Annotated in this window: 20 protein-coding genes and 1 pseudogene; 8 read left to right on the top strand and 13 right to left on the bottom strand. The window is 66.5% G+C overall.

What is annotated here, in order from left to right:
- The first annotated feature begins 107 nt into the window (after positions 1-107).
- Positions 108-1163, top strand: a complete 1056-nt coding sequence (locus tag ACGFNJ_RS17430) for a fatty acid desaturase family protein (protein ID WP_393448443.1) — start codon at positions 108-110, stop codon at positions 1161-1163.
- Positions 1164-1294: 131 nt separating this feature from the next.
- On the opposite strand, the gene ACGFNJ_RS17435 is transcribed toward ACGFNJ_RS17430, so the two are convergent.
- The 3 genes from ACGFNJ_RS17435 to ACGFNJ_RS17445 all read right to left on the bottom strand — a co-directional run bounded on the left by ACGFNJ_RS17435 (position 1295) and on the right by ACGFNJ_RS17445 (position 4317).
- Positions 1295-1888 (bottom strand): DUF4232 domain-containing protein, encoded by a 594-nt coding sequence (locus ACGFNJ_RS17435; protein WP_393448445.1) that lies wholly within the window; start codon positions 1886-1888, stop codon positions 1295-1297.
- Positions 1889-1969: 81 nt separating this feature from the next.
- The gene (locus tag ACGFNJ_RS17440) at positions 1970-3514 is read right to left on the bottom strand and encodes a GMC oxidoreductase (RefSeq protein WP_393448447.1); all 1545 of its coding nucleotides are present in this window, start codon (positions 3512-3514) and stop codon (positions 1970-1972) included.
- Positions 3515-3522: 8 nt separating this feature from the next.
- On the bottom strand, positions 3523-4317 hold the full coding sequence (locus tag ACGFNJ_RS17445) for an acetoacetate decarboxylase family protein (RefSeq protein ID WP_393448449.1): 795 nt from the start codon (positions 4315-4317) through the stop codon (positions 3523-3525).
- A 356-nt stretch (positions 4318-4673) separates the two neighbouring features.
- On the opposite strand from ACGFNJ_RS17445, the gene ACGFNJ_RS17450 reads away from it, so the two are divergent.
- The gene (locus ACGFNJ_RS17450) at positions 4674-5930 is read left to right on the top strand and encodes an alkane 1-monooxygenase (RefSeq protein ID WP_393448451.1); all 1257 of its coding nucleotides are present in this window, start codon (positions 4674-4676) and stop codon (positions 5928-5930) included.
- A gap of 48 nt (positions 5931-5978) precedes the next feature.
- Positions 5979-6410, top strand: a pseudogene (locus tag ACGFNJ_RS17455) (Clp protease N-terminal domain-containing protein); the annotation flags it as partial.
- 632 nt (positions 6411-7042) lie between these two features.
- On the opposite strand, the gene ACGFNJ_RS17460 reads toward ACGFNJ_RS17455, so the two are convergent.
- Both ACGFNJ_RS17460 and ACGFNJ_RS17465 read right to left on the bottom strand, forming a co-directional pair.
- The gene (locus ACGFNJ_RS17460; RefSeq protein WP_393450018.1) at positions 7043-7375 is read right to left on the bottom strand and encodes a VOC family protein; all 333 of its coding nucleotides are present in this window, start codon (positions 7373-7375) and stop codon (positions 7043-7045) included.
- 297 nt (positions 7376-7672) lie between these two features.
- Positions 7673-8143, bottom strand: a complete 471-nt coding sequence (locus ACGFNJ_RS17465; protein ID WP_393448453.1) for a DUF4383 domain-containing protein — start codon at positions 8141-8143, stop codon at positions 7673-7675.
- Positions 8144-8283: 140 nt separating this feature from the next.
- Here ACGFNJ_RS17465 and ACGFNJ_RS17470 point away from each other — a divergent pair, with 140 nt between their 5' ends.
- Positions 8284-9105: an adenylate/guanylate cyclase domain-containing protein gene (locus ACGFNJ_RS17470; protein ID WP_393448455.1), complete on the top strand. Its 822-nt coding sequence runs from the start codon at positions 8284-8286 to the stop codon at positions 9103-9105.
- 40 nt (positions 9106-9145) lie between these two features.
- On the opposite strand, the gene ACGFNJ_RS17475 is transcribed toward ACGFNJ_RS17470, so the two are convergent.
- Positions 9146-9997 carry a phytanoyl-CoA dioxygenase family protein gene (locus tag ACGFNJ_RS17475; RefSeq protein ID WP_393448457.1) on the bottom strand — a complete coding sequence of 284 codons (852 nt, stop codon included), beginning with the start codon at positions 9995-9997 and terminating at the stop codon, positions 9146-9148.
- 51 nt (positions 9998-10048) lie between these two features.
- Here ACGFNJ_RS17475 and ACGFNJ_RS17480 point away from each other — a divergent pair, with 51 nt between their 5' ends.
- The gene (locus tag ACGFNJ_RS17480; protein ID WP_393448459.1) at positions 10049-10627 is read left to right on the top strand and encodes a TetR/AcrR family transcriptional regulator; all 579 of its coding nucleotides are present in this window, start codon (positions 10049-10051) and stop codon (positions 10625-10627) included.
- 45 nt (positions 10628-10672) lie between these two features.
- On the opposite strand, the gene ACGFNJ_RS17485 is transcribed toward ACGFNJ_RS17480, so the two are convergent.
- From ACGFNJ_RS17485 to lanKC, 4 genes are all read right to left on the bottom strand, one after another.
- The gene (locus ACGFNJ_RS17485) at positions 10673-11752 is read right to left on the bottom strand and encodes a hypothetical protein (RefSeq protein ID WP_393448461.1); all 1080 of its coding nucleotides are present in this window, start codon (positions 11750-11752) and stop codon (positions 10673-10675) included.
- 88 nt (positions 11753-11840) lie between these two features.
- Positions 11841-13859 carry a prolyl oligopeptidase family serine peptidase gene (locus tag ACGFNJ_RS17490; RefSeq protein ID WP_393448464.1) on the bottom strand — a complete coding sequence of 673 codons (2019 nt, stop codon included), beginning with the start codon at positions 13857-13859 and terminating at the stop codon, positions 11841-11843.
- Positions 13856-15115: an MFS transporter gene (locus tag ACGFNJ_RS17495; RefSeq protein WP_393448467.1), complete on the bottom strand. Its 1260-nt coding sequence runs from the start codon at positions 15113-15115 to the stop codon at positions 13856-13858. The genes ACGFNJ_RS17490 and ACGFNJ_RS17495 overlap by 4 nt, the downstream gene beginning before the upstream one ends.
- Before the next feature lie 456 nt (positions 15116-15571).
- Positions 15572-18367: a class III lanthionine synthetase LanKC gene (gene lanKC / locus ACGFNJ_RS17500; RefSeq protein ID WP_393448472.1), complete on the bottom strand. Its 2796-nt coding sequence runs from the start codon at positions 18365-18367 to the stop codon at positions 15572-15574.
- Positions 18368-18542: 175 nt separating this feature from the next.
- Between lanKC and ACGFNJ_RS17505 the strand changes: the two genes are divergently transcribed.
- The 3 genes from ACGFNJ_RS17505 (at position 18543) to ACGFNJ_RS17515 (ending at position 20978) form a co-directional block, all read left to right on the top strand.
- Positions 18543-19058 carry a hypothetical protein gene (locus ACGFNJ_RS17505; protein ID WP_393448475.1) on the top strand — a complete coding sequence of 172 codons (516 nt, stop codon included), beginning with the start codon at positions 18543-18545 and terminating at the stop codon, positions 19056-19058.
- A gap of 94 nt (positions 19059-19152) precedes the next feature.
- A complete protein-coding gene (locus ACGFNJ_RS17510) occupies positions 19153-20331 on the top strand; it encodes a sensor histidine kinase (protein ID WP_393448478.1) in 1179 nt (392 codons plus the stop codon).
- Complete coding sequence (locus ACGFNJ_RS17515; protein ID WP_393448481.1) at positions 20328-20978, top strand: response regulator; 651 nt, start codon at positions 20328-20330, stop codon at positions 20976-20978. The genes ACGFNJ_RS17510 and ACGFNJ_RS17515 overlap by 4 nt, the downstream gene beginning before the upstream one ends.
- Here ACGFNJ_RS17515 and ACGFNJ_RS17520 read toward each other — a convergent pair whose 3' ends face one another.
- From ACGFNJ_RS17520 to ACGFNJ_RS17530, 3 genes are read right to left on the bottom strand one after another with little or no spacing between them, the layout of a single operon-like run.
- Positions 20979-22484: a flavin-containing monooxygenase gene (locus tag ACGFNJ_RS17520; RefSeq protein ID WP_393448484.1), complete on the bottom strand. Its 1506-nt coding sequence runs from the start codon at positions 22482-22484 to the stop codon at positions 20979-20981.
- Positions 22485-22510: 26 nt separating this feature from the next.
- Positions 22511-23311 carry an SDR family NAD(P)-dependent oxidoreductase gene (locus ACGFNJ_RS17525; RefSeq protein WP_393448487.1) on the bottom strand — a complete coding sequence of 267 codons (801 nt, stop codon included), beginning with the start codon at positions 23309-23311 and terminating at the stop codon, positions 22511-22513.
- Positions 23308-24747: a cytochrome P450 gene (locus ACGFNJ_RS17530; protein ID WP_393448490.1), complete on the bottom strand. Its 1440-nt coding sequence runs from the start codon at positions 24745-24747 to the stop codon at positions 23308-23310. The genes ACGFNJ_RS17525 and ACGFNJ_RS17530 overlap by 4 nt, the downstream gene beginning before the upstream one ends.
- Between the last annotated feature and the right edge of the window lie 72 nt (positions 24748-24819).

Genomic DNA, 24819 nt, shown 5'->3' on the forward strand with positions numbered 1-24819 from the left:
TGGTTCGCGAATCTCGTTGAAAACTGCCAAGCTTGCGAGGTGGAGGTCAATCCAAGTATGGCGCTGCGCCGCCTCGCCGGTTTGCCAGTTCGCGTGCGGTGGAACGGGTGACCTACCTCGATCTAGACAACGTCGCAAGCGGCGACACAGCCAAGCGATCACCGCGTGGCAGCGAATACTCGGAGCTGGTTCGCCAGGTGCGGCAGGCGGGCCTGCTGGACCGGGGGCTGCGGTATTACGCGGTCCGCATCGTGGTCACCTTGGGCGCACTCGTGGGTGGCTGGGCGGCGTTCCTGCTGATCGGCGACTCGTGGTGGCAACTGGGCACCGCGGTGTTCCTCGCGGCGGTCTTCGCGCAACTCGCCTTCCTCGGACACGATGCCGGGCATCAGCAGGTGTTCCGCACCAAGCAGGCCAATCACCTGCTCGGCATGATCTGCGGGAACCTCGGGATCGGGGTGAGCATCGGCTGGTGGACCGGTAACCACAACCGCCATCACGCCAACCCCAACACCGAAGGCGCGGACCCCGATGCCATGGGCGTGCTCGCGTTTTCCGGCGAACGGGCCACGACCGGACGAGGTTTCCGGCGGTTCATCTTCCGCTACCAAGCGTGGTTGTTCTTCCCGCTGCTGTTGCTGGAAGGCGGCAGCCTGCACAACAAGAGCGTGCGGGCGGTCGGGCAGCGGGCGACGCCGCACTGGCGTCGGGAGGCAGTGCTGCTTGCCGTGCACGTCGTCGGGTATCTGGCGCTGGTCTTCCTGGTCCTCTCGCCGGGTAAAGCCTTGGCGTTCATCGCGATTCAGCAGGGTCTGTTCGGGTTCTACATGGGCTGCACGTTCGCGCCCAACCACAAGGGCATGGAAGTCCTGCACACCCCAGGGGCTCTCGACTTCCTGCGCAGGCAAGTACTCACCTCGCGCAATGTCCGCGGCAGCTGGTTCGTCGACGTTGCCCTGGGTGGCTTGAACTACCAGATCGAACACCACCTCTTCCCCTCCATGCCGCGCCCGAACCTGCGCCACGCCCGCCCGATCGTCATCGCCTACTGCGCCAAAATCGGCGTCCCGTATTGCGAGACAGGCCTTTTCGAGTCCTACGCCCAGGCGCTCCGCCACCTGAACACGGTTGGCAAGACCCTCGCCGCCCCCGGGCCAAGCTAACACGCCGAGGCACCCCGCACCGGGCTTCAAGATCCGCACCTCTTCCGTGAATTCGCACTCGTTCTAGCCTGCTAGAGCGACTGTGGATGCGCAGAAAGGGTGCGGCTGGTCGTTGGTTAGTGCCGCTTCGCTTAAGGGGTGACGCCGACTGGGAAGACGTAGGTGCCGGGGTGGGTGGCGCCGCCGTCGTAGCTGAGACCGGCGTACGGCCAGCGGACGGTCGCCGATGTTGTTTCGTCGGGCGGGGTGATCTGAATGTCGCGTGGGACGAACAGTGTGCTCTGGTTGGACTTTTCGTCTGCCAGAATGCAGTTGATCGCCGTGGACGCGGATTCGCCCGGTGCGATTTTCTTCTCGACCGGGTCCTTGTAGGTCGCGCGCGGCAGATCCCAGTCGGCGACGTCGAGCTGTTTGTTGGTGTTCGTCAAATGCACGCCCGGATATCCATAGAGCGTGCATGCCTGCTTCGACGTGTTCTCCATGGTGAGGAAAACCGTTGCCTGCTGACCGGGTTTCGGCGTTTGCCCGGTGGTGTCTACGGCGATTCGCAAATCCGCGGTATGGCAACGTCCAGCCGCGCTTTGGGGAGCCGCCTGCGCGCTGTCCGACGTCGGCACTGCGGCCGTGCCTGCCGGTGTCGCGGTCGGGCTTTCGGTGGTCGAACACCCTGCGAGCAGGCCTGCTGTCACTGCGGAACACAGGGCCGCCACAAAGCGGACATTCATCGAACTTCCCTCCTCGGTGCCGACGGTCGAAACTCGGTGCCAGCGTACGGGACAGGCGCAAGAGTTCCTGGGAGGGGACGACTAACGAACGATGTCGCCGAGCACGCGATCCAGCACGCGTTCCGCGATCCCGGCGATGGTGAGCGAGGGATTTGCGCCCGCGCAATTTCCCGGGACCAGTGCACCGTCGACGACGTACAGATTCGGGTAGCCGATCACGCGTCCGTCGATGTCGGTCGCGCGGCCGATCGGCACGCCGCCCAGCGGATGCGCAGTGAACGAGACGCCTGGCGCGAAAGGGAATCCGCCTGCCTGCGAGGGCCCGTTCGCCAATCCACCGACACGGTCGTGAATTCGGAGCGCGGCCTTCAGCGAGTCCTGCCAAGTTGCCGGGTTGAAGTCGAGCACCGGTTCTGCGCCGTTGACTGTCCAGGAAGTCCGGTTCTCCCAGTCCGCAGTGGTGGTCAAATTCGCGAGAATGGGTGGCTCGCCCGGTGGGCCGGGCAGGCTCACCGATTCGACCCGGACCGGGGGAACGTCGGATTCGTCGTCGACGAGGGCCGAGGAGACGATCGCGCTGGCCTGCGGTCCGGAGAATTCCAGCGAATCGGCGACGCGCCAGGTCATTTGATCGCCGTTGTCGCCGACCATGGTGCCGACATGCTCGTTGAGATCGGGGAGACCGTGCCGTGCCCTCGACTGCAGGAGCAGACGGGTGGTGCCGACGGATCCGGCCGCGAGAAACAGATGGTCGCAGGTGTAGGTTTCGGTGCCGCCTGCCTCGGTGTGCACCGCGACATCGATGACGTACCTACCGTTTTCGTGGGCGATGTTCCGCACGTCCCGCAGCGGCTGCAGGTCCCAGTTGGGGAATTCGGTGGCCCAGCGGAGATAGCTTCGGGTCACGGACTTCTTGGCGGAGTTCCGGTTCCACGGCAACGCAGTGCTGACGGCAGCCCGCGTCCCGCCGGAGTGGTCGAAAACCCTTCGCACGATGTCCCAGTCGAACGTGGACAGCACCGGGGTGGTTGCCATTCCCGCATGGGCCATTTGGGCGTCGGACGACCGTACGTGCGCGAAAGGTGCACTGCCGAAGAGGTCTTCGGGGACCGGTGTGGCGGCCAGCCGTGCGATGACGCGTGGCCAATACACGGATTCCAGCTCGTCGTAGCTCAGATCATCGGGAAAGATCTTCTCGAAGTACCGTCGCACCGGCGGCACCGTCGCGCCCGCATAGACGATGGACCCGCCGCCGATACACGCCGCGGTGGCGATGTTGACCGAGCCGGCGACGTAGGGCTGAACCAGCCCGGCCGTGTGGGACACCGTTGGCTCCCAAACCCATTGCGGGTCACGGTAGTCCAGGGCAGAGTCGAAGACGATCGCTTCGTCGCTCTGGGTCCATGCGCGGCCACGTTCGAGGGTGAGGACGTCGACGCCCGCCGCCGCCAGTCGATACGACGCGATCGCGCCCCCGAAGCCGCTACCGATGACGATCGCCTGGCGATGTGTGCGCGTCTCCGCCCGCGCTCGCGCCGGGAGCAGCAGTGGTGCGCTGACCGCGCCCGCGGCAATCGCCGCGCCACGCGCCAACAGGGCGCGCCGGTTCAATGACGATTGCCGCATCGGACGAACTAGTTCATACCCGGCATGTCGAAGCCGAGATTGTCGAAGGTGGCATACTGTCCGGGGTAGATGCCGTTCGGCATCATTGCGCGAAGTTCTTCGCTGCCTTCGGATTTCACCGTGACCAGCGCGGGCTTCATCTTGGCCGACAGGCCGCCGAGACGGAGGCTGTGCATCTTCTTCGTGCCGCAGGCGGGCGAGGGCTGTTCGAACGACAGCTGGTCCGGCGTTTGAATGTAGCCGAGGAAGTTCGGCAGGGTGATCGGCACGTCGAAGAGCAGCGGCTGGGACGACACCGACACCTTCCAGCCGGGGCCGCTCGCGGTGAGCGTTTCGCCGATGCGGGGCGTTCCGGTGAAGTCGGCCAGCGACTTCGGGTATCCCCAGTTGTTCCGTCCGTTTTTGGCGGTCTCCGGGCTGTCCACCACCATGAATGGTGAGTGCGCGTACATCCCCGGGTTCTGTGCCCTTGCGTACGTGAGCATGCCGGTGATCTCGTTGTACGCACCGACCGGAGTGTTGGTATACCGGGTTGCGAAGCCGTAATTCGCGAAAGGCAGCACGCTTCCCGAGAGCTCCTTCGGAAGCAGCGAAGGACCGCCCAGCCTCGGTGGCATCACCCAGAGGAGAAATCCGTCAGCCGAGGTCAGATCCCACGGTGAGGGCACATCGGGGCCGCGGCGAATCTGCTGCCGCATCGAATCGGTCAGCCTGGCTTCGGGGATGGTCGAGCTGATCGACTCCCAGGCATTGGTGTCGCACTGATTCGGTCCGGCGACCGCAGCCGGAACAGCTGTGGTCATGGTTACTCCGGCAAGCGCCACTGCCGCCAGAATATTTCCGATTCCACGATTACGCCACGATAGACGCCGACGACCCCACGCATTCACTGGCCGGTAACCGAACACCGAATCTCCTTTCCTTGGCGAACGGACCGTACCAGGTCGGAAAGGGTTGCGCAGTGCAGAGTTCCAATTTTTCGGGCGTCTGAGTAGCAGCGCTTATTTCGAGTTAAGCTCGGGTTCATGAAATGCCGCCAGTGCAAGTTAATTTACCAGTAATTAAGGCTGACTAAACCGCGTTGGCGAGCATTACGGACGGTCTCACCCTATGCTTCGCGCATTCAAATCGAAGTTTCGAGAGGCATCCGAGGGCAAACATGCGCATGCTGGGCAAACGCGTGGGATCACCTGATCTCAAGCGTCACCTGTGGCTTTTAGGTTTCGTCGCGCCTGGGACCGCGCTGCTCCCCTCCCAGCTGGTGCTGCGAACGGGCTCTCCGGTGTTCTGGTGGAGCGGACCGATCATCGTGTTCATCGTTATCCCGGTACTGGATTGGGTGGTGGGGGAGGACGGCAACAACCTGCGGGACGAGGAGTACGAGCAGCTGTCGAACGACCGGTACTACCGGTGGTGCACGTTCCTGTTCCTGCCGGTCCAACTGATCGGCCTGCTGATTGCCTGCGCTATGTGGTCCGGTCACGAGTTGACCGTGGTCGACAAACTGGGTCTGGCGGTGACGGTGGGCTTTGTGAGCTTCATCGGCATCAACGCCGCCCACGAGCTGGGGCATCGGGTCGAGAACCTGGAGCGGTGGTTGTCGAAAATCGCGCTGGCACAGTCGGGTTACGGCCATTTCACCGTCGAGCACAATCGCGGACATCACGTATGGGTTGCCACGCCCCGCGATCATTCCAGCGCGCGGTACGGAGAATCGCTCTGGGAGTTCCTGCCGCGCTACCTGGTCACCGGCTTCCGCTCCGCGATCAAGCTGGAAGGTGAGCGGCTGCGCCGAAAAGGCCTGGGCTGGTGGAGTATTCACAACCAGATCGTGCAGTCGTGGTCGATCACCGTGCTGCTGTTCGGTGGACTGATCGCCGTATTCGGTTGGGGCATCTTGCCGTATCTGCTGCTGCAGGCGGTGCTCGGCATGGCGCTGCTCAAGACGATCGGTTACATCGAGCACTACGGACTGCTCCGTGAGCGCAAGCCCAACGGCAAATGGGCGCGCTTCTCGCCCCAGGACAGCTGGGACTGCGACTGGCTGGTCACCAACGTCTTCATCTTCAATGTGCAGCGGCACAGCGATCACCACATCAACACCGGGCGCCGCTACCAGACTCTGCGCTACTCCGCAGAGGCGCCACGGCTGCCTGCCGGATACATCGCGATGGTCATGTGCGCGATGATTCCGCCGCTGTGGCGGCACGTGATGGATCCGCGGGTGCTCGCGCACTACGGCGGCGACATCACCAAGGCCAACATCCAGCCCCGTAAGCGCGCCAAAATCCTGGCGGCCCATGGACGCAACGACCTGGGCTGCGTGGAGCTGCCTCGGGGTCGAGTGTTGCCTCCCAGTGGGATCGCCGATCGCATTTCGTCGAAGCTGTCCGCCGGGTATGGGATCGTTGAGTAAGGCTTCGGCCGCGAGGTGGGAGGCCTTTGCACATCGGAGGGGAGAGCAATGTTCGAGAGGTTCACCGACCGTGCCCGCAGAGTCGTGGTTCTGGCCCAAGAAGAGGCCAGGTCGCTCAACCACGACTACATCGGCACCGAGCACATCCTGCTCGGTCTGATCCATGAGGGCGAGGGCGTCGCGGCGCTGACGTTGGCGGCGTTGGGGATGCGTCTCGATCAGGTGCGCAACCAGATCGAGACGATCATCGGCAAGGGTGTGGAGCTGCCGTCCGGCCACATTCCGTTCACGCCACGCGCCAAGAAGGTGCTGGAGTTGAGCCTGCGCGAGGCATTACATTTGGGCCACAACTACATCGGCACCGAGCATGTTCTGCTGGGTCTCCTCCGTGAGGGAGAGGGTGTCGCGGCGCAGGTGCTGGTGAAGCTCGGCGCCGGCCTGGAGCGGGTTCGTCAGGAGGTGGTGCGGCAGTTGTCCGGCGTCGCGGACGAGGGGCCCTCGGGGAGTGTGCAAGCGGCGGAACGGATTTCGACATTGACCGCCATGATCAACGCCATCGATCGCCGCGGCGCCCTGGTTGAGCTCGTCGCTGCCGCATCCTCCGACGACGAGGTCGTCGCGAGCCTGATCACCCAGTTCGGCTTCACCGACGGGCAGGCGCGCGCGGTGCTCGGCATGGGAATAGGTCGACTCACCGTCGACGCCCGCAAAGAGCTGCACCGCGAAGAACAGCAACTACGGGAGCGCATCGAGGAACGAATCTCGGTGCTGACGGCCATGATCAACGCCATCGGCCGCCGCCGCGAACTGGTCGAGCTCGTCGCCGCCGCAGCCTCCAGCCACGACGCCATCGCCAGCCTGACCACCCAATTCGGCTTCACCGAACCCCAGTCCCGAGCCGTCTTCGGCATGGGAATGCGCAATTTCACCGCCGAAGCCCGCCAGTCCCTGGACGCCGAACTCCGCCAACTCAAAGATTTCCCCCACCGATCAACGGCCTGACAGGACGACTGGCGACCGCCCAGACTTGCTGCACGAGCGCGACATCCCGAAGATCGAGGCCCCGAGCCTATCTCGGTCCGATGGTGTCCGCATGGAACGCCCGCTGATGCCTATTGCCGGGACGACGGTGCTTCGGCTAGCGACAGGCTGTTCCCGTCTGGATCGAGCACTTCGACGTGCCGTACGCCGTTGCGGTAGGTCTCCACCGATCCATAGGCGATGTCGTGCTCAGCAAATCGGGCCAGGAAGGCATCGAGGTCGGTGATGCCCAGTGTGACCATCGCCCCGCCTACCCGTTCGGCCCGAACCTCGCGATCATCGACGACAATCCACGCGTTCTCACCGGTCTGCCACAGGAATTCCTCGCCGATGATGTAATCCGCCGGTCGCCCGAAGAAGGCCGTGTACCAGGGCAACGCCCGGGCCCGGTCACGCACGCACATGACGCTATACAAGTCCACGCCAACCCCTCCTGTTCGTAGTCACGAAAGTTCGGACTACCGCCACGGCCGGAAATCATCGGTCCGAGCGACGACATCTGCCCACCTCTACCCGATGCGCGCGCCCGCTCGCGACTGGGTCACGTGATCAGGAGGCAATGGTGGCGGCATCGGTCGAGAACGGGCCGCCACCATTGCCTCCTGAGCGTTTGTCCAGCAGTGCATTTCGCGTGATGTCCGTCGAATGCGCTGTCGTGCCGCAGGATACGGTGCGTCGAAACATGTTGCGGAGTCGACGGTCTAACTCGAGATCCGTGTGGCGTCATCCTCGGCGGCGGGGCGCCGGTCTTGGAGGAGCGTGACGACCGGACTCGGGTCGCCCTGAGCGTTCGGGTGGGTGGCGTGCCTGCGCGAAAAGCGGTCACCGGCCCACAGGAGTACCAGGATTGTGCCCTCGGCGATGTGGACCCAGCTTCCGAATACATCGACGCCCATGTAGTAGCGGACATCTGCGTCGCTGGCCAACCCGAGAATTCCCCACGCGACGTAGTAGGCCGCACCGATCAGTGCGTAGGTGAGCGCCGAGGACCGGCGCAGTACCGCTACCAAGCCGATGATGCCGGTGTTGAGGTGACACAGGGTATGGAGCAGGTTGACCGTGACAGGAATGAAGCCCAGAACCTGGGTGGTACATGGTTGGACCGGATCGAACATCATGGATGTGCAGGTCAGATAGGCGGCCGGGCCGTTGCTGGTGAACCAGGCCGCCATGATGAACACCCCGAACTGGATCGGCGAATCGGTCAGGGAGTCGCCAGCGACGAAGCCGCGGGCGATTGAGTCGGCGCTGTGGCTCGTTGGGCAGGTATGGTCGGACTCGCACGCGCCGACCACTACTCGCGACGGATTCCATGATGATCGAGCTCGTCCTTGCGGCGGTTGCCGTGTTGGAGGCCGTTGGTGTGGTCGTTTTGGTTGTGCTGCTCGCGCGAAGGCGACGGGCGTTGGACGAACTCCGCCGTGCGTTCGATGAGTTGCAGCGCAGGTTCGACACCCGCCAGCTGCTTGTGAACGGTGGCCGTGAGGCGGTGAAGACGGTATGGGATACCGCTAACCTCTTGCGGAAGAAGGGGTTTCGTGGGGCGGTGCTCACCTCGATCGAGAATTTGGCTGGTTGGGCTCAGGTCGAGCGACCGGATCTGGCGGGGCTGACGCCGGACGGTCATGTCGTGATCATGTTCTCGGATATCGAAGGATCGACCGCGCTCAATGAGCGGCTCGGCGACCAGGCGTGGGTGAAGCTGCTCGGCCGTCATGATCGGCTGGTTCGTGCGCGGGTGACCAAGCACGGCGGGCATATCGTGAAGAGTCAGGGCGACGGATTCATGATCGCATTCGCGGAGCCTGAGCAGGCGGTGCGCTGCGGCCTCGATGTGCAGGGCGCGCTGAGCAACGGTGCCAAATCCGTTGGCCGCGAGAGCGTCCGCGTGCGGATCGGCATCCATATGGGCCGGTCTGTGCGGCGTGGTGACGACCTGTTCGGCCGGAACGTGGCCATGGCCGCCCGGGTCGCGGGGCAGGCGAACGGTGGCGAGATCCTGATCAGCGAAGCGGTGCGTGACTCGATCGTCGACGAGCCGGAATTCACCCTCACCGGCGACCGTGAAGTCGAATTGAAGGGTCTGCACGGCACCCACCACCTCTACACGGTCGAGCGTGCCGAGTCGCTCTAGCGTCGTCGAAGCTGGTGGTGCCGAGTGGATTTCGACGTGTTCAGAGCGGTGCGTCAGGCTCGAGCAGTCGCTTCGGATGCATGCCGTCGACCTGGCCGATGAACGGCGGATGGATGCTGTAGCCGAGCATCCGCCGGATGTCTTCGGACACCGCGCGCACGGTGTCGCGGGTCATCGACAGCGTGAACGCTTCTTGCGGGCGCAGCCACGGTTCGCAGTATTGGGCGGTGAGGGCCAGCCGTTGCTGGGTCGAGCGGTTGGCGCCGCCGCCGTGCCAGAGAGTGCCGAGGAAGAACACGCAGGAGCCGGCCTGCATCACCACCGGTTCGCGTTCGTCGTCCTCGGGCATCCGGTGCGCCCACCGGTGACTTCCCGGAATGATGTCGGTGGCGCCGTTGTCGGCGGTGAAGTCGTCGATCGCCCAGATGGTCGCTGCGCCAAGAGCTTCCCGCGGTCGCGGGATGGGGTAGAAGCCGTCGTCGGTGTGCAGCATCTGGGCCTGCTCGCCGGGCAGGATGTTGATCGCCTGCAACATCGACAGCAGATAGTTCGGCAGAAACAACCGATCCAGCAACGCCAATATCCGTGGGTGGTCCGCGATTCGGTCGCAGCTGCGGGTCTTGTTCAGCACGCTGTACACCCGCTGAGTGGTGTGTCCTTCGAAGAGGTTGCGCCCGTGCCGATCCAGCAGCGGTGCGACCGCTGTCCGGATGTCGGCGAGCTCGGCGGGGGAGAGCAGATCGGGCAGGATCACGTAGCCGTCCCGTCGCACCGCCGCGAGATCCGCTTCGACGATCACTGGATCGATGGTCGCGCCGCTGCTCGCGGTCCTTCGATACTTTCCGGCCAGATCGCCGCCCAAATCGACCAGTGAGGACACTTCTGCCTGCATAGGGATCACCTCGCGTTTCATAACATAACTGAATTCTGTTATGGTTCGACTATGGCACGGGCTCCGATTGGTCGTCAACAACTTCTCGACGCCGCCCGCGCGGAACTCGTCCGCGGCAACGGCGTGATCGAACTCGGCGCGCTCACGCGCAGCGCCGGATTGAGCACCGGCGCGCTCTACCACCACTTCGGCTCGAAAAGCGGTCTGCTGGTTGCGATCTACGACGCCTTCTACGACGGGCTCGCGCACGCCGTCGGCGACGCCCACCTACCCGTCGACGCCGACTGGCCGACCAGGGAACGGGAACGCACCCGCCGCTTCGTCGCCTACCACTTCGCCGACCCGCTGGCCCCGATCCTGCTCAACCGCACCGCCCCGGACTCCCAACTGACCGAGCTCGAGGCCGCCTACATCCACACCATGAGCGACAACGCCGCCGAGAACATCCGCGGCGGCCAGCACAGCGGTCAACTCCCCGGCCATGTCGATCCCGACAGTGCGGGCGCCTACCTCATCGGCGGCCTGCGCCACGGGATCGCCCAGCAACTCCGCGCCACCCCGACCCCGACCCCGGACGAGGCCACCGAACGGCTCTGGCGCTTGATCGCGGCCACCCTCGGCATCGGCTGACCGTGCTCGAAACCAAAGATTCGTGAAGTCCCGCAGCGGCGTTCGCTAGTGGTTCGGCCGCGCAACCCAGCGCAGCGTGGCGGGCCATAGCACGGTGCTCACCGCAACGAGCAGCGCCGCCAACGCTACCCACGCCACCGCGCCGTGCACTTCCCGCAGCCATGGTGGATCGACCTCGACCCACCAACCACTCGGCACCACACCGCCTTTTGGCGTCATCAGCAGGAACATCGTCACCAGCACGGACCCCGCGACCAGACCGAGCCCAGACAACGTGAGCATCGCCGCGGCCGCACCACGACCATGCCGCCACAGCCACGCCTGCCACAGCGTGCCCGCCGCGAACACGGCCGCGAGACCCGCCACCACGAAGACGCCAGCCCGCTCGTCGGAAGGCAACGGCACGAATCCACTTCTGTAGGTGTGCTTCCGAGCGGTTGTCGCGATCACTATGAGGGTCACCGATAGCGCCGCTGCGCAGACGCCGAGCACTGTCATGGCCATGCCCGCAACACGGACGGTGGACGGGGGTCGGTCCGTCGACGTTGCCACCGTACGAATGCGACGGGTGGTCGCCGACGACGATGCGGCAACAACCGCACCCACCAGGCACACGGCCATGAGCGCCAACAGAATTGACCGTACTACCCGATACCCCGGCGGCCCAGGCGCGGCGTCATAGGTAATCGCGTCGCAGATCGAACAGGTGGTGTCGAGCATCAGCGGATACAGCCCCGTTTGGAGCAGAACCAGCATTCCGACGAGGGGAACGGTGGCCGCCCCGAGCGCAACGAGCGCAGGGCCGCGAGTCCGCGCAAGCCACGGCACCAACGCGGCGATCACCGCCGCGTAGACCAACAGCATCACCAGCGCCAGCACCGTTGTAGCCCAGAAAAATTCGACCTCACCGCGATAGCGTTTGTCACCAGGAAAGGCCACCGCCGACCCGCCGAAATGCACCAGCGCCACCACAACGACATCGAGGGCGACGGTCATCCCCGCCAGTGCCACCGCGACACGCAGGACCGCACCTGGCGTCACGCCGCGCAGTCGGCCCGCCACAGACTCTCGACCAGGCGCCTCGCGGCTGGACAGCCGCGCATCTCCGCTCTGTTTCGAATTCACCTGCCCCCCGGGTCTTGTCGGTACGTGAAGACGTCGTACCCCGAGTCTCGACCGTGGCGAGGGTGCGAGCAAGAGTAGAAACACTCGATCAGTCGAGCCGCAACCCGGTGTGGTGAGCGACGAAGGCGAGCAAGGAGATCAGCGCGTCGTCCGATGCCGGGCCACCACCGGCATGCCCCTTGCCGACGATGACGTCGAGCAGCACAGGCCCGCCGCTGTCGCGTTGCAGTGCGGCAGCCATCTTGCAGGAGTGCACCGGCGAGACCCGGGTATCGCTGTCTCCGGCGGTGAACAGTGCAGGGGGCCAACGACGTTCCCCTACCGATGCGGTGACGTTGTAGTATGGCGAGTATCGCAGCAGGACCGACAGCGCGGCCGGATCGTGGGCGGAGCCGTACTCTTCGCGCCAGGCACGGCCGAGGCCCCAGCGTTCATACCGCACCATGTCGAGCGGGGCGCCCGCGCTCACGATCGCGGCGTACGCCCCTGGTCGCTGCACCATCGCACCGACCGCCATCAGTCCGCCGTTGCTGCCGCCGAGCAATGCCAGACCGTCTCGGCGGGTCCAGCCCGCCTCGACCAGCCAGTCGCCGGCGGCGTGCAGGTCGGCGAACGCGTTGAGCTTGTGCACGCCAGCACCGTCGCGGTGCCAGCGGCGTCCGCGCTCGCCGCCGCCGCGCACGCCCGCGATGACCATGACGCCCCCGGCCCGCACCCAGGTGAGCGTGTCCGGCTGGTAGCTAGGACGGAAGGTGATGCCGAAGCCGCCGTAGCAACTGAGGATGGTCGGCCGCGGCATCCGCGGTCCGGTCGGCGACAGGACCGTGACCGGCACCTCGGTGTCAGTGCCGGAACGGTACGTCGTTCGGGTAACGGTGATGCCGGACAGGACCCGCGGCGCGGGCTCGGTCGCGCAGACCTGACCCGAGCGCAGATCGAGCCGCCAGCGACCCATCGGCCGGATCCAGTCGGTGTAACTGAGCTCGAGCACCCCCGGCTCGTCGGTGGATTTGACCGCCGCTACCGTTCCCGCGCCGGGCAATTGGACATCGCGCAGCCGGGTGCCGTGCTGCGCGTCGTGCACCGACAGTTCCGCGCAGCCGTCCCTGGTGCGCAGAATCAACAGCCGGTCCTCGTCATCGGTGGCGGCCAGGGCGAACGCGGCAAGCACCGCGGGTTCGTCGGACGGTATGAGCAACCGCCACGGCCCCCAGCCGCCCGAGGGCACCGGATCGGCGACGAGCACCTGCCCGAATTCGCAGGCGGCGGTCGAGATCGCCAGGATCCGGCCCGCTGCGTCGACCACGACACCGGCCGACGAAAGCCCGCCGAGATCGAGCCGCACCGGCGAACCGCCCTGGGCGACATCGGTGATCGAGACGCGGGTCGTTCGACTGGTTCCGGTCCTGGCCGTCACGACGAGCCAGCGGTCGTGCCAGAAGGTGAGGTGGTATCGGCCGATCGGATTGTCGTCGCCGATGATCAGTTCATCGGTCGCTGATCCGACCTGGTATCGGTAAACTCCGCTGCCGCAACCATTGTCGTGCCGTCGCACGTAGAAGAAGCCGCTGTTGTCGGCGAGCCACTCCACCGGTGCATACCGGGTCAGCGCGCACGTCCGCAGGACAGCGCCGGTCGCGGTGTCGATCAACGAGAGCGGGGTCGAGTCCTCGGCGCCGCCGACGCTTGCTTGCACCGCCACGAACCGGCCGTCCGGCGATGGTGTCCAGCGGCGCAGGAGTGCTCCTGCACCAAGGGCTTTCGCGTCGAGCAGGGTGCGCCAGTCCGCCGTCGGTCCGTCGGCGACCTGAAGTCGCCACGGGCCGACCAGATGTGCGCGGCTCACCCGGAACCGCAGGGTGCCTGCGGATTTCACCGGGGAGTCGGCAGAGCCGGGAACAACGGTGTCGCGCAGCGCCTCTTGTAACCGCTGTCGGCCTGGGAGGGCGGCGAGATAGGTGTCGGCCAGTTGTCGCTGGGCGGTGACCCAGGCTCGGCTGTCCGGGTCGTCCAGGTCTTCCAGCCGCCGGAACGGGTCCGGAATCCGGATGCCGTGCAGCACATCCCACGCGTCGGACGCTGGGGCATGGGGATAGTCGGGATTCATTGCGCCACCGGCACTTTCGGCTTGTCGTTGTGGGAAACGGGGGCGCGGCCGACGGCGAGGAGGAAGACGACGGCGGCGACCAGGTCGACGGCGACGAACGTCCAGATTCCGGTGCGTGCGCCGAAGTGTTCGCCGAGCACGCCGCCGAGTACCGCGCCGAGCACGTTGGCCGCCGTGGTTCCGGTGGACAGCAGCGCACTGACCCGCGCGAAGTACCCGTCGCCGACGCCGTCACCCATCACCGTCACCAGCGCGATGTTCAGCAGCGCACCGAAGAACATCGGTACCGCCGCGCCGAGGCAGGCGGCGAGCAGCACGGTGGCCGTCGATCCTGCCGCCAGCGGCAGCGCAACGGTGCCGACGGCACAGCCGAGCACCGCGATCGACAACACTCGCCGTGCGGGCACCGCCCTGGCGTGCACCCGCGGCGCCACCAATGCCCCTGCGGCAGCGCACAGTGTGGCGAGCACGGCCGGAATCCCGTACACCGCAACAGGTAACGCCACCTCGTCGAGCAAGAACACCGCGCGTAGCGCCGTGACACCGCCGGAGGCCGCCCCGCCGACCAAGAGATACATCGCCAATGCGGCAAGCAGGGAGTGACCGCGCAATGCCCGTACGCCGTCGAGGAATTCGCGCCCGAAACCGTGTCGCTGCTCGGTCGGTCGCCGGTCGGGTGCCGTCAGCCGGGTGAGGCAGTAGGCGCTGAACAGATAGGTGAGGGCGTCACCGGCGAACATCGTCGCCGCGCCGACGGCGGCGACGAGTGGTCCCGCTACAGCCGCTGCGACGGAGCGCGACACCATTGTGGTCGACTGCAGCCCGGCCCGCGCCCGACCGAGATCGGTGACGCCGAGCGTCATGAGATGGCTGAAGTAGAGGCCCTCGATCGCGACTCGGGCCAGGCCGAGGACGAAGGACAGCGCGGCCAGCCCCGCCACGGTCAGCATGCCGGTGAACATCGCTGCCGCACAGCACAACACCGCTGCCGCGGCGATCATGTCGGCCGCGCGCAACACTCTGCGTGGCCTGCTCACCCGGTCGAGAAGCACCCCCGCCGCGGGACCGAGCAGCAGCGGCGGAATCATCGCGCTGGTCACGATGAGCGAAACCTCGTGCGGCCCAGCGCCGAGCCCGACGACCGCGACCACGGAGACCGCGGTGCCGGTGAGGGTGCTGCCGAAGGTCGAGGCCGCCTGGGCGACCCGGTAGGTCCGCAGATCGGCCTCGGTGGTGGCGGGGACGGATGCGCTCATCACGTCACCCGAAATACGCGTCGTCGCAGTGGACGATCGAGAGCACGCTGATCGGTGCGTCGTCGAGGAGTTCTTCGTCGGTATCCATGGTCGCCAACGCGACCAGGTTCTGGATTTCCATGGTTGTTTCCTGATGTGCTTGTCTATGAATGGACTTCGCCGGGCGCGGGTCACCCTGCGCCCGGCGATTCGTGGGACTACTCCGCCACCTCGACCTCGAGGCAGTGGTGGTTGCTGATCGAGCTGTCCGGCGCGTCAGTGCCGAGTTCGGGGTCGGACTGCAGCTGGAGCTTCAGGATCTTGGTCATGGGGTTCACCTCCTTTCGTGGTCTTGATGTCGTCGGATCACAGGTCCACCTCTGCTTCGAGGCAGTGATGGTCGCTGATGGAGCTGATCGGTGCGTCGTCGCCGAGTTCGGCGTCGGCCTGCAGTTGCAGGATCTTGGTCACGCTGTTTCACCTCCGCTCCTGTCTCGCCGTGGCCGGGTGCTCTCGGCTCACATCACCTCCTCCTCGGCGACGCAGTGATGGTCGCTGATGGAGCTCGACGGCGCGTCGTACTCGAGCTCGGCGTCGGCCTGCAGTTTCAGGATCTTGGTCATGGGGTTCACCTCCGTTCCTGTTGTTGTGGTGGTCGGGGCGGTCAGATGGTTTGTGGGGCAATGGATCTGCCGGTCGGTCGGCGACAGATTCGAGGCAGTGGTCCAGGGTGAAGAGCGGATCGGCGACGCCGGCGGCGGCGTGCTGCAGGGCGAGCAGGATGCCCGCGGAACCGGTGGCGAGGTCCGCGCTGAGGCGCTGCCCGAGGCCGCCGAGCCAGCGGACCCCGGTGTCACCCGGGATCGCATGCATGAACAAGGCGGTCGGTCGCATCGCCGTGTCGGCAAGGAACTTCTCGTCGGGGAAGCGGGCTGCGACGTCGGCGTGCACGAGCATCAGTCCGGCCTGGCCTTGCAGCAGTCCGGGGCCGACAGTGAACCGAATGCCAACCGGGCGAACGCAGGTGCGCAGCAGCTCGGCGAGTTCGGGGTAGGGTCTGCGGCCGAGGTAGCGGGCGAGGACGTGGACGTAGCCCGCGCTCCCGCAACCCAGGTACGGCATGTTGCGCCGGTCGGCGTCCGAGACTCGGAAACCCAAGGCGGCCACCGGCATCGGCTCGGCGTGCCTGAGTTCGTCGCGCAGCAGCCGCAGCCCGCGTTCGAACGGCTCCTCCATGCCGGTGAACATCGACAGGTAGTACAGCGCGAGTGCGATGCCGGGGCGTCCGTGCACGAGCCCGGACTGATGGTCCCGGCCGAGCGCGGGGATCAGCGCATCGCCGTCGGGCAGTGCGTCGAGCAGCCGTGCGGCCTGGTCGAGATGGTGCTGGTCGCCGGTGCGGTGGAAGAAGGACAGATGGGTCATCGCGACGCCCGCGGCGCCGCCGCCCCACCCGGCCGACTCGGTGGTGAGCCGGTGCCGGTCGGCCTCGTCCAGCAGGGTCACGGCCGCGTCCCGCTCACCGAGATCGTCTAGGACCCAGGCGATCCCGGCGTTGCCGAACAGCAGACCCGGTCCGGTCGTCGCCGCGTCGCGCAGGGCGAGGGCGCGCAGGCGTTCGACGACCCGAGGGTCGATCTCGCGGCCTGCGGCGCGCAGTGCGTGCAGGACGCCCGCGGTGCCATAGGCGACGCACCGAGTGTTGGACCGATGTCCGGCAGGCGCCGTCGGATACGTCCAGCGCGGATTGTCGAGATCGACCATGCGTTCCAGTGCTTCGGCCGTGCGGTCGCGCAGCCAGCGCGTCGCATCCCGTGGTGCGGAGCGCACTTCGGCGGGCGAGGGCATGCGCTGCTCGTCGACCGCGGGCCGGGACCGCAGCGCGACCGTCCAGAGCTCCTGCGGCGGCGGGCACCGTTCGGCCAGCTCGGCATGCAGGTGATCGAGCGTTTCCGGGCTGCGCCGGACGGTCTCGTGCATGGGGAAGACCAGCAACTGCGCGATCGCGGTGAGCGCGTACTCGTCCACGCGCAGCGGATCGACCGATGACCGCGTGCCCGGCGAGCGCGATTCGGGAGGTTCGTACCCGGGTGTGCCGAGCATGCCGAGCGGATGATCGATGGGCTGGGTGGCTTCGAAGTCGATGAGCCGCACCGTATCGTCGTCATCGACGAGGATGTTGCCGGGGGAGAGGTCGACGAACGCATAGCCGAGGTCGTGCAGGACGGCCAGCTGTGCCGCGAGTTGATCGAGAATATGCGTGCAGCGCCGATAATGGGCGGCGAGTACCTCGGGGTCTTGCCCGGCCTGGATCAGCGGCGAGTTCGCGACCACCCACTTGATGAGCGTGCGACCGGGCAGGAACTCGGTGACGAGGAAGGTGTGCTCCCACTCGGTGAACAGCTCGAGCGGTTCGGGAGCCAAGGTGGGTGCGGCGGCATGCAGGGCGCGCAGCGTCAGATACTCGCGCCGGAGGCGGCACTGTGCGTCCTCGTTGCCTGCGTAACCATTGTGCGCCCGAGCCTCTTTCACGAATACGGTGGTGCCGTCGGCGCGGCGGGCCCGGTACGCGCCGCCGGCATTGCTCGGCTGCAGCACGGTCTCAAAGGTGTACCCGTGGAAGTTGACCTCGTCGTCGCCGTCGGCTTCGGCAACCGGACCGAACGGGTCGACGACGCCTGCGGGCAGCAGGAATTCGGGGCGGCGCTCGTCGGGGACCTCGGTCCCGTCCAAGGCGAGCATGGTCGATTCCCTGGTGCCGTCGGGTTGCAGCCGGTAGCGCGCTCGGAACGAGCCGTAGCGGTAGGAGACACACTGCGAGGCGCCGAACCGGCGATCGGTGAGCACGTACGGCCCAGCGACACCGGACAATTCGCGTTCCAGCCGCTCGAGCAGGGCGTAGGCGAGCTGCGGCGTCGGCGGATAGAGGGCGCAGAACTTGCCGCTCTGCACGCGGCTGCCGTGCTTGCCGTGCAGCCACAGGAAGTACTGCCTGCCGGTGAGATGCTTGAACGAGACGCCGAGCTCGGCGCACGCGGCGCTCACCACATCGAGCACCTGCTGTGCGGAACCGAGCGCACTCGACACGTGCACCTTCCAACCCTGGGCAGGCACTGCGGAATTCGGCGGCGTCCACTGGGTCCACACTTCGAACTCGTGCCGCGTCCAGCCTTCGGGCGGCCGGGTCGGGTTGTATCGCCTGCCCGGATCGGTGCGGTCGAAGGGTTCGTAGAAGTCGGGGTTGGCGAACGTGAACGCCGTATCCTGAGCCATTTCGGTGCTGCCCTTCCTGGATTCGGCCTGGTCGCCGGGGAATCGAACGACTCAAGAATGGCCGGGAACCCCGCATCGGCGAATCGGCCTGCTGCGGTGTTCCGCGCCTACCGCACGGCGATGAGAAAGCTCATCGCGCCGTCGTAGCAGCACGATTCGTGCGACACTGCTGCCCATGACGAGGCAGACCTTGGTCGTCGTGTACGCGGTCGAGGGCGCGGGCGCCACTGGCGAGCGCCTCGGTGCGGGAACGTTGATCGAGCCGGATTTCGTGCTGGTCGATCCGCCGCTGAATCAGGCCCTCGCGGCCCAGTCACGGGCACTACGGGTCGGTGTCTCGAACGCGGAGCACGCGATCACCGAGGTCATCGATGTGGTGCAGGTCAGAGTGGTTCCGGACGCGCCGGACCTGGTGCTGCTCGAACTCGCTGTCGCGTCGACAGCGCCCGAGCACGGCGTCCCGCTCAGTCTTATCGACGACACGTTCGGCTTCGATCGGTTTCGGATACCCACCAACGACGAGATAGTCGCGGCCGTGCGCGAGGTACTCGCCGAGGCACCGCCGCCGCCACCGGTGCCCGATGACCCGTTCGCAGAGTTGATCGCCGAGGCGGGGTTGCCACCCGGTTCGGGCGGTGTGCCCGTCGAAGATCCGATCCGATGGATCCGGCGCCTCTTCGGCGGCGGATGATCCTACGAATTCGGTAGTCCGGGAGGCTGTCTCGGCAGGTGAGAGCCGGTGGAACAGCCGACCCCTCGCGGCGATTCGTGGGAAACTGCTGCTCATGACGTGGCGGACGATACGGACGCCTGCGCTGAGTCGCCGGGTAGCCGACGGCGCCTTGGTGCTGGTCACCGCCGCCATCGATCTCGCCTTCTGGCACGGGGAACAGGAGATGATCGGCGGCGCGACGTTGCCGCTGTGGGTGGTGCCCATCGTGACCACCGGTCTCTGCGTTGCGTTACTGCTTCGGCACCGGTTCCCGCTGGGTGTGTGGACGCTGGTGTTGTTGTACACGAGCATCAATCTGGTTGTGCCGGAGTACTATCCGGCCACCTACTTGCTCGTGGCGACCTATACGGTGGCGAGCAGGGCGCCCGCGCCGACCGCCCGTCTCGTCCTCGCCGGGGCCGCGCTGCCGCTCGGCCTGTTCAGCTACCGGTCCGCGCAGCACGCCCCCGCCGAGAGCAGGGTGAGTGACCTCGTTGCTTTCGTGGCGTTGTGGGCAATAATCCTGTCGGTGGCCTGGGGTCTCGGCAGGGTGGCCAACGCGCGCGAACGCTATGCGCAAGCCGAGCGGGAACGACTCGCGGCCGAGGCCGAAAAGGCGCTCGCCGCACAGCGATTGCGGCTCGCGCACGAACTCCACGACAGTGTCACCGGTGCGGTCGCCGGGATGATCCTGCATGCGGGCGCCGCTCGCGTGCTCGCCGACAGCGCCGACCCCAGGGTGCGCCAGGCGCTGGCAGTGATCGAACAGGCGGGCGCCGAGGCGATGATCGAGTTGCACTCCATGCTGGGACTGCTGCGGTCGGCCGACCCCGCCGACGCGGCGCCCGCCCGGCTCGCGGATATCGAGCGGCTACTCGAATCCGCCCGCCGCGCAGGCCTCGACGTGCGCATCGACGTCACCGGAACGCCACGTCCGCTGGCCCCCGATGCCGACCTCGCGGCCTACCGCACCGTGCAGGAGTCGTTGACCAACGTCACCAAACACGCGGGCCGCGGCGCGACCGTCACCCTCGGGATCGCCTGGACCGACAGCGGTGTCGACCTCACGGTGCGCAGTTCCGGTGGTCAGACCTCGCCCGCGGCCGCGGCGTTGTCGTCCGGCAACGGGCTGCGTGGACTGCGTGAACGCCTCGACGCGCTCGGGGGCGAGCTGACCAGCGGCGCGGACGACGGCGGCTGGTGTGTCCATGCCACGGTGCCCGCCACCGAAACGTCGATAGAGGTATCGTGACGATCACTGTGCTTGTCGCCGAGGACGAGGCGCTGGTGCGCGCGGGCTGCGTGCTGTTGCTCGGCACCGCGCCGGATATCGAGGTGGTCGGCGAGGTCGGCGACGGCGCCGCCGCCATCGACGCGGTGAAAACCCTTGTACCCCAGGTGGTCCTGATGGATCTGAGAATGCCGATCCTGGACGGGATCAGCGCGACCAAAGCGATCACTCGCACTGCGGACGCTCCGGCGGTGCTGGTGCTCACCACCTTCCAGGAAGACACCGCCGTTCAGGAGGCGCTGGCCGCCGGCGCCAGCGGGTTCCTGCTCAAGCATGCCGCCCCCGCCGATCTGGTGCAGGCTGTGCGCTGCTGCGCCGCGGGCGAGGGCTGGCTGGATCCGGCCATCGTCGGCGGTGTCCTCGGTGCGCTGCGCCGGGCTGGGCCTCGTGTGGTCACGGCACCGGCCACGCTCTCGGCGTTGACCGCGCGTGAGCGAGAAGTGTTGGTGCTCATGGCACTCGGGCGCTCCAATGCCGAGATCAGTGCCGAATTGTTCATCAGTGAGGCGACCACGCGCACTCATGTCGCGCATGTGATCGCCAAGACGGATTCCCGTGATCGAACCCAGGCGGTCGTGCTGGCCTATCAGAGCGGCATGATGAGTTGATCAGCTCGCGTCGATGCGCTGGAACTGGTAGTCGTCCAGCGGGAAATGGGTACTGCGCCAGGCGGATTCCACGGTCGTGGTCGGGCGGAGCGGCACATCCCCGTGGATATCGAAGTAGTAGCTGTTCGCCGTCGCACAGCTGTCCTGCCAGAAGATCTGGTGCCTGCGGCGGGCCAGCATCTCGGCGAAGAATCGTTCGTTCGCCTCTGCCGTGACCTCGATGTGGTTGGCGCGCACTGCGCGTGCCTGTTTCAGGCAGCGCAGGATATGCGCGGTCTGGGCTTCGATGAGGGCGAAGTATGAGGAGCCGTTGTAGCCGTACGGGCCGAAGATGGCGAAGTGGTTCGGGAAACCGGGGACGCTGACGCCCTCGTAGGCGTGCAGGCGGTGTTCGTGCCACCAGCGTTCGAGATCGCGTCCGCCCGCGCCGCGGAGCCGGTAGGTCGGCATGTTGCCCGGGTCCATCACCTTGAAACCCGTTGCGAGAATGAGGACATCGATGCCGTGGCGGGCGCCGTCGGCGGTGTGCACCGCGCCGTCGTCGATGCGGGTGATCGGGCTGGTCTCCAGGTGGACGTTGGGACGGTTGAACGTCCGGAGGTAGCTGTTGTGGAAGCTCGGTCGCTTGCAGCCGAGTCCGTAACGCGGCGTGAGCTTGTCGCGCACGACCGGATCCTGCACCTGGCGGCGCAGGTAGGCGCGGCCGAAACGTTCGCCGAGCGGGCCCGCTGGCAGGATGCCGTGGAAGTGCGCGGCGATCGGGAAGGTCACCTCGACGAAGGCCTGGCTGGCCGCGCGGACCACCCGCTGGGCGCCGGGGACGCGACGCAGCGTCCAGCGAAACGAGCCGGCAAGGGGGACGTCGGGTTTCGGCAGACACCAGATCGGTGTGCGCTGGAACACCGTCAAATGTTCAGCACGCGAGGCGATCTCGGGGATCACCTGGACGGCGGACGCGCCGGTGCCGATGATGCCGATGCGCTTGCCGTTCAACTCCTGGCCGTGATCCCACCGGGACGTATGCATGACCGCGCCGGTGAAATCGTCGATTCCGGCGATGTCGGGCAGATTGGGCCGGGTGAGCACACCGGCCGCGTTGATCACGAACCGCGCGGTCGACACCTCGCCCGCCGCGGTGGAGAGCCGCCACAGGTTGCGGTCCTCGTCGTACTCGGCCGAGCTGATCGAAGTGCCGAGCCGCAAGTGGGGGCGCAAGCCGTACTTGTCGACGCAGTGTTCGGCATACCGTTTCAGCTCGCGCCCGGGTGCGTAGGTGCGGGTCCACGTCGGTCGAGGCTCGAAGGAGTACTGGTAGCTGAACGACGGGATGTCGACCGCGATGCCGGGGTAGGTATTCCAGTGCCAGGTGCCGCCGACGCCGTCGGCCTCATCGATGATCACGAAGTCGGCGAATCCAGCGTCGAGCAGCTTGATGCCGAACCCGATGCCGGCGAAACCCGCACCGATAACGACGATTTCATGGTCGGGCGGTGCACTGATCTGCATAGCGTTGTTTCCATTCGACGGGGGTTTCATGCCCGAGCCAACACGTCGTGTACCGCGCCGGGCAGCAGCCGGAGGCCGTGATAAGCGAGTTGCGCCTCGATGCCCACCGAGACCTGGGCACGATTGTGGGCGACCGCGCCGACGATCGCCTTCGCGACGCTGTCCGGCGCATGGCTGTAGCTGAATGCCTTTGCCATCCACGCTCGTTCGCCGATTGCGCTGCCGCGCAGGCGCGTTCGGTCGAGAATTCCGGTGTTGATCACGCCGGGACACACCGCGCTGACGCCGACGTGGTTGGCCGCCCAGTCCGCGCGCAGGCATCGGGACAGCATGACGACGGCAGCCTTCGAGGCACAGTACGTCGCCATCCGTTTGTTGGGGATGTACGCCGCGCCCGAGGCGACATTGACGATATGTCCTTTGCCCCGCTCGACCATCGCCGCGCCGAACAGGTGGCAGCCGTGCACCACTGCGTCGAGGTTGATCGAACGCAGCCACTGCCAGTCGTCGAGGGAGGTGTCCAGGAAGGGGCCGCCGACCCCGACGCCCGCATTGTTCACCAGGACGTCGACCGGTCCCACGGTCGTGGTGATGGTGTCCGCGAGTGCCCGCAGCGCGCCGAGATCGGCGACGTCGCAAGGGAATACGTGTGCCTCGCCGCCCGCCGCGCGACACGCCGCCGCGGTTGCGGCTGCGCCTGATTCGTCGATGTCGACCACGCACACCTGCGCACCGAGCCCGGCATATCGCTTCGTAGTGGCGGCACCGATGCCGTTGCCCGCTCCGGTCACCACCACGACCGCGCCGCGCGGGTCGATGCGGCTCATCGCGCGGTCTCGCGGCGCCGCGCGGTCATCCGGATGCCGTGGCGGGGACGCAGGGTCAGCGTGGCTTCCGGCTCGACGGGGTGCCCCGGTACGAGATCGAACACGTACTGCTGACTGAACATGGCGGCGATGAGGACGGATTCCATGGTCGCGAAACTGGATCCGATGCAGATGCGCTTGCCGCCGCCGAAGGGCAGATAGGCCGACCGCGGGCGGCCCTTGCTCGCGCCGGGCAGGAACCGCGACGGATCGAATTCGTCGGGGTTCGGCCACAGCTTCTTGTCGTGGTGAATGTGGTGCACCGGGATGATCACCGTGGTGCCCTTGCGCACGCGATGGCCGTCGATCACGTCGTCGGCGACGGCGACGCGGGGGATCGCCCACGCGGGGGAGTAGTAGCGCATCGCCTCCAGGAAACACGCTGCGGTCCAAGGCAATCGCGTGATGTCCTCGGCGGTCGGCGTCCTGCCTTGCAGCACCGTGTCCACCTCGTCGAGCAGCCTGGCTCTGGCATTCGGGTTGAGCGCGAGCAGGTACCACATCCAGGACAGCGCGTTCGCGGTGGTTTCGTGTCCGGCAAGCATGAAGGTCAACGACTCGTCGCGCACCCGCTTCAACGGCAGCCGACCGTCGGCGTCCGCGGCGTTCAGCAAGTGGTTGAGGAGGTCTGGGGAGTCGGTCGGGTGCTCGACGCGATCGTTGACGAGGTCCCAGACGGCGCCGTCGAGAATCTTGACGATCTTCTGGATGCGATGCAACGGCGGCGGCAGTGGCACCGGAGTGAACGCGGTCCGTGCCGCGGCCCGCCACAGCAGCTTCGGTGGTGCGGCGACGAGGAAGACGCGCTCCAGTCGTTCGGCGAAACGCAGTCCGCCCGTGACGTATCCGGACATGCTGTGCGCGATGCGGCCGAATTGCTGGCCGAACAAGGCGTTTCCGACGACATTGAGGGTCAGCTCGACCATCTCGCCGACCATGTCGAGCTCGACCCGGCCGGACTGCGCGTCGAGCGCGTCGAGGCTCGCCTGAATCGGTTCGATCATCAGGTCGACGAGCCCGTTGAGATGCCGCCTGCCGAACATCGGGGACAGCAGCGTGCGATGGCGTTGCCATGACTCGTCCTCGTCGGTGAACAGGCTGACCCCGAGCAGCGCGCGGAGCAGCTCGTATTCGAACGATTTGTGATAGTTCAGCCGCCCGGCGTGCAGGACGTGATCGACGTGCTCGGGGTTGGTGAGTGCGAGAAAGCGGCGGGTGCCTGCCCGGAAGCGGAGCATTTCGGTGCCGCGCATGCGCGCGATCAGCCCGCCCTGCTCCTCTAGCCCGATGGTCAGCGCTTCCACGGTCGCGACGAGCGCGTTGGCGTGTTTGGCGGGTCGGCCCGGCAGCAGCACCTGTCGAGTGCGGGTCTGTCGGTCCTCGGTGACTGTCGACATTGCCGAATTCCTTTCTCGGCCAACCAGGTCGGGGCGAGTTACGGTCTCGCCGCGGAGAGTGGGGCCGATGTG

The sequence above is a fragment of the Nocardia sp. NPDC049149 genome, from assembly GCF_043197455.1.
Taxonomy (GTDB): domain Bacteria; phylum Actinomycetota; class Actinomycetes; order Mycobacteriales; family Mycobacteriaceae; genus Nocardia.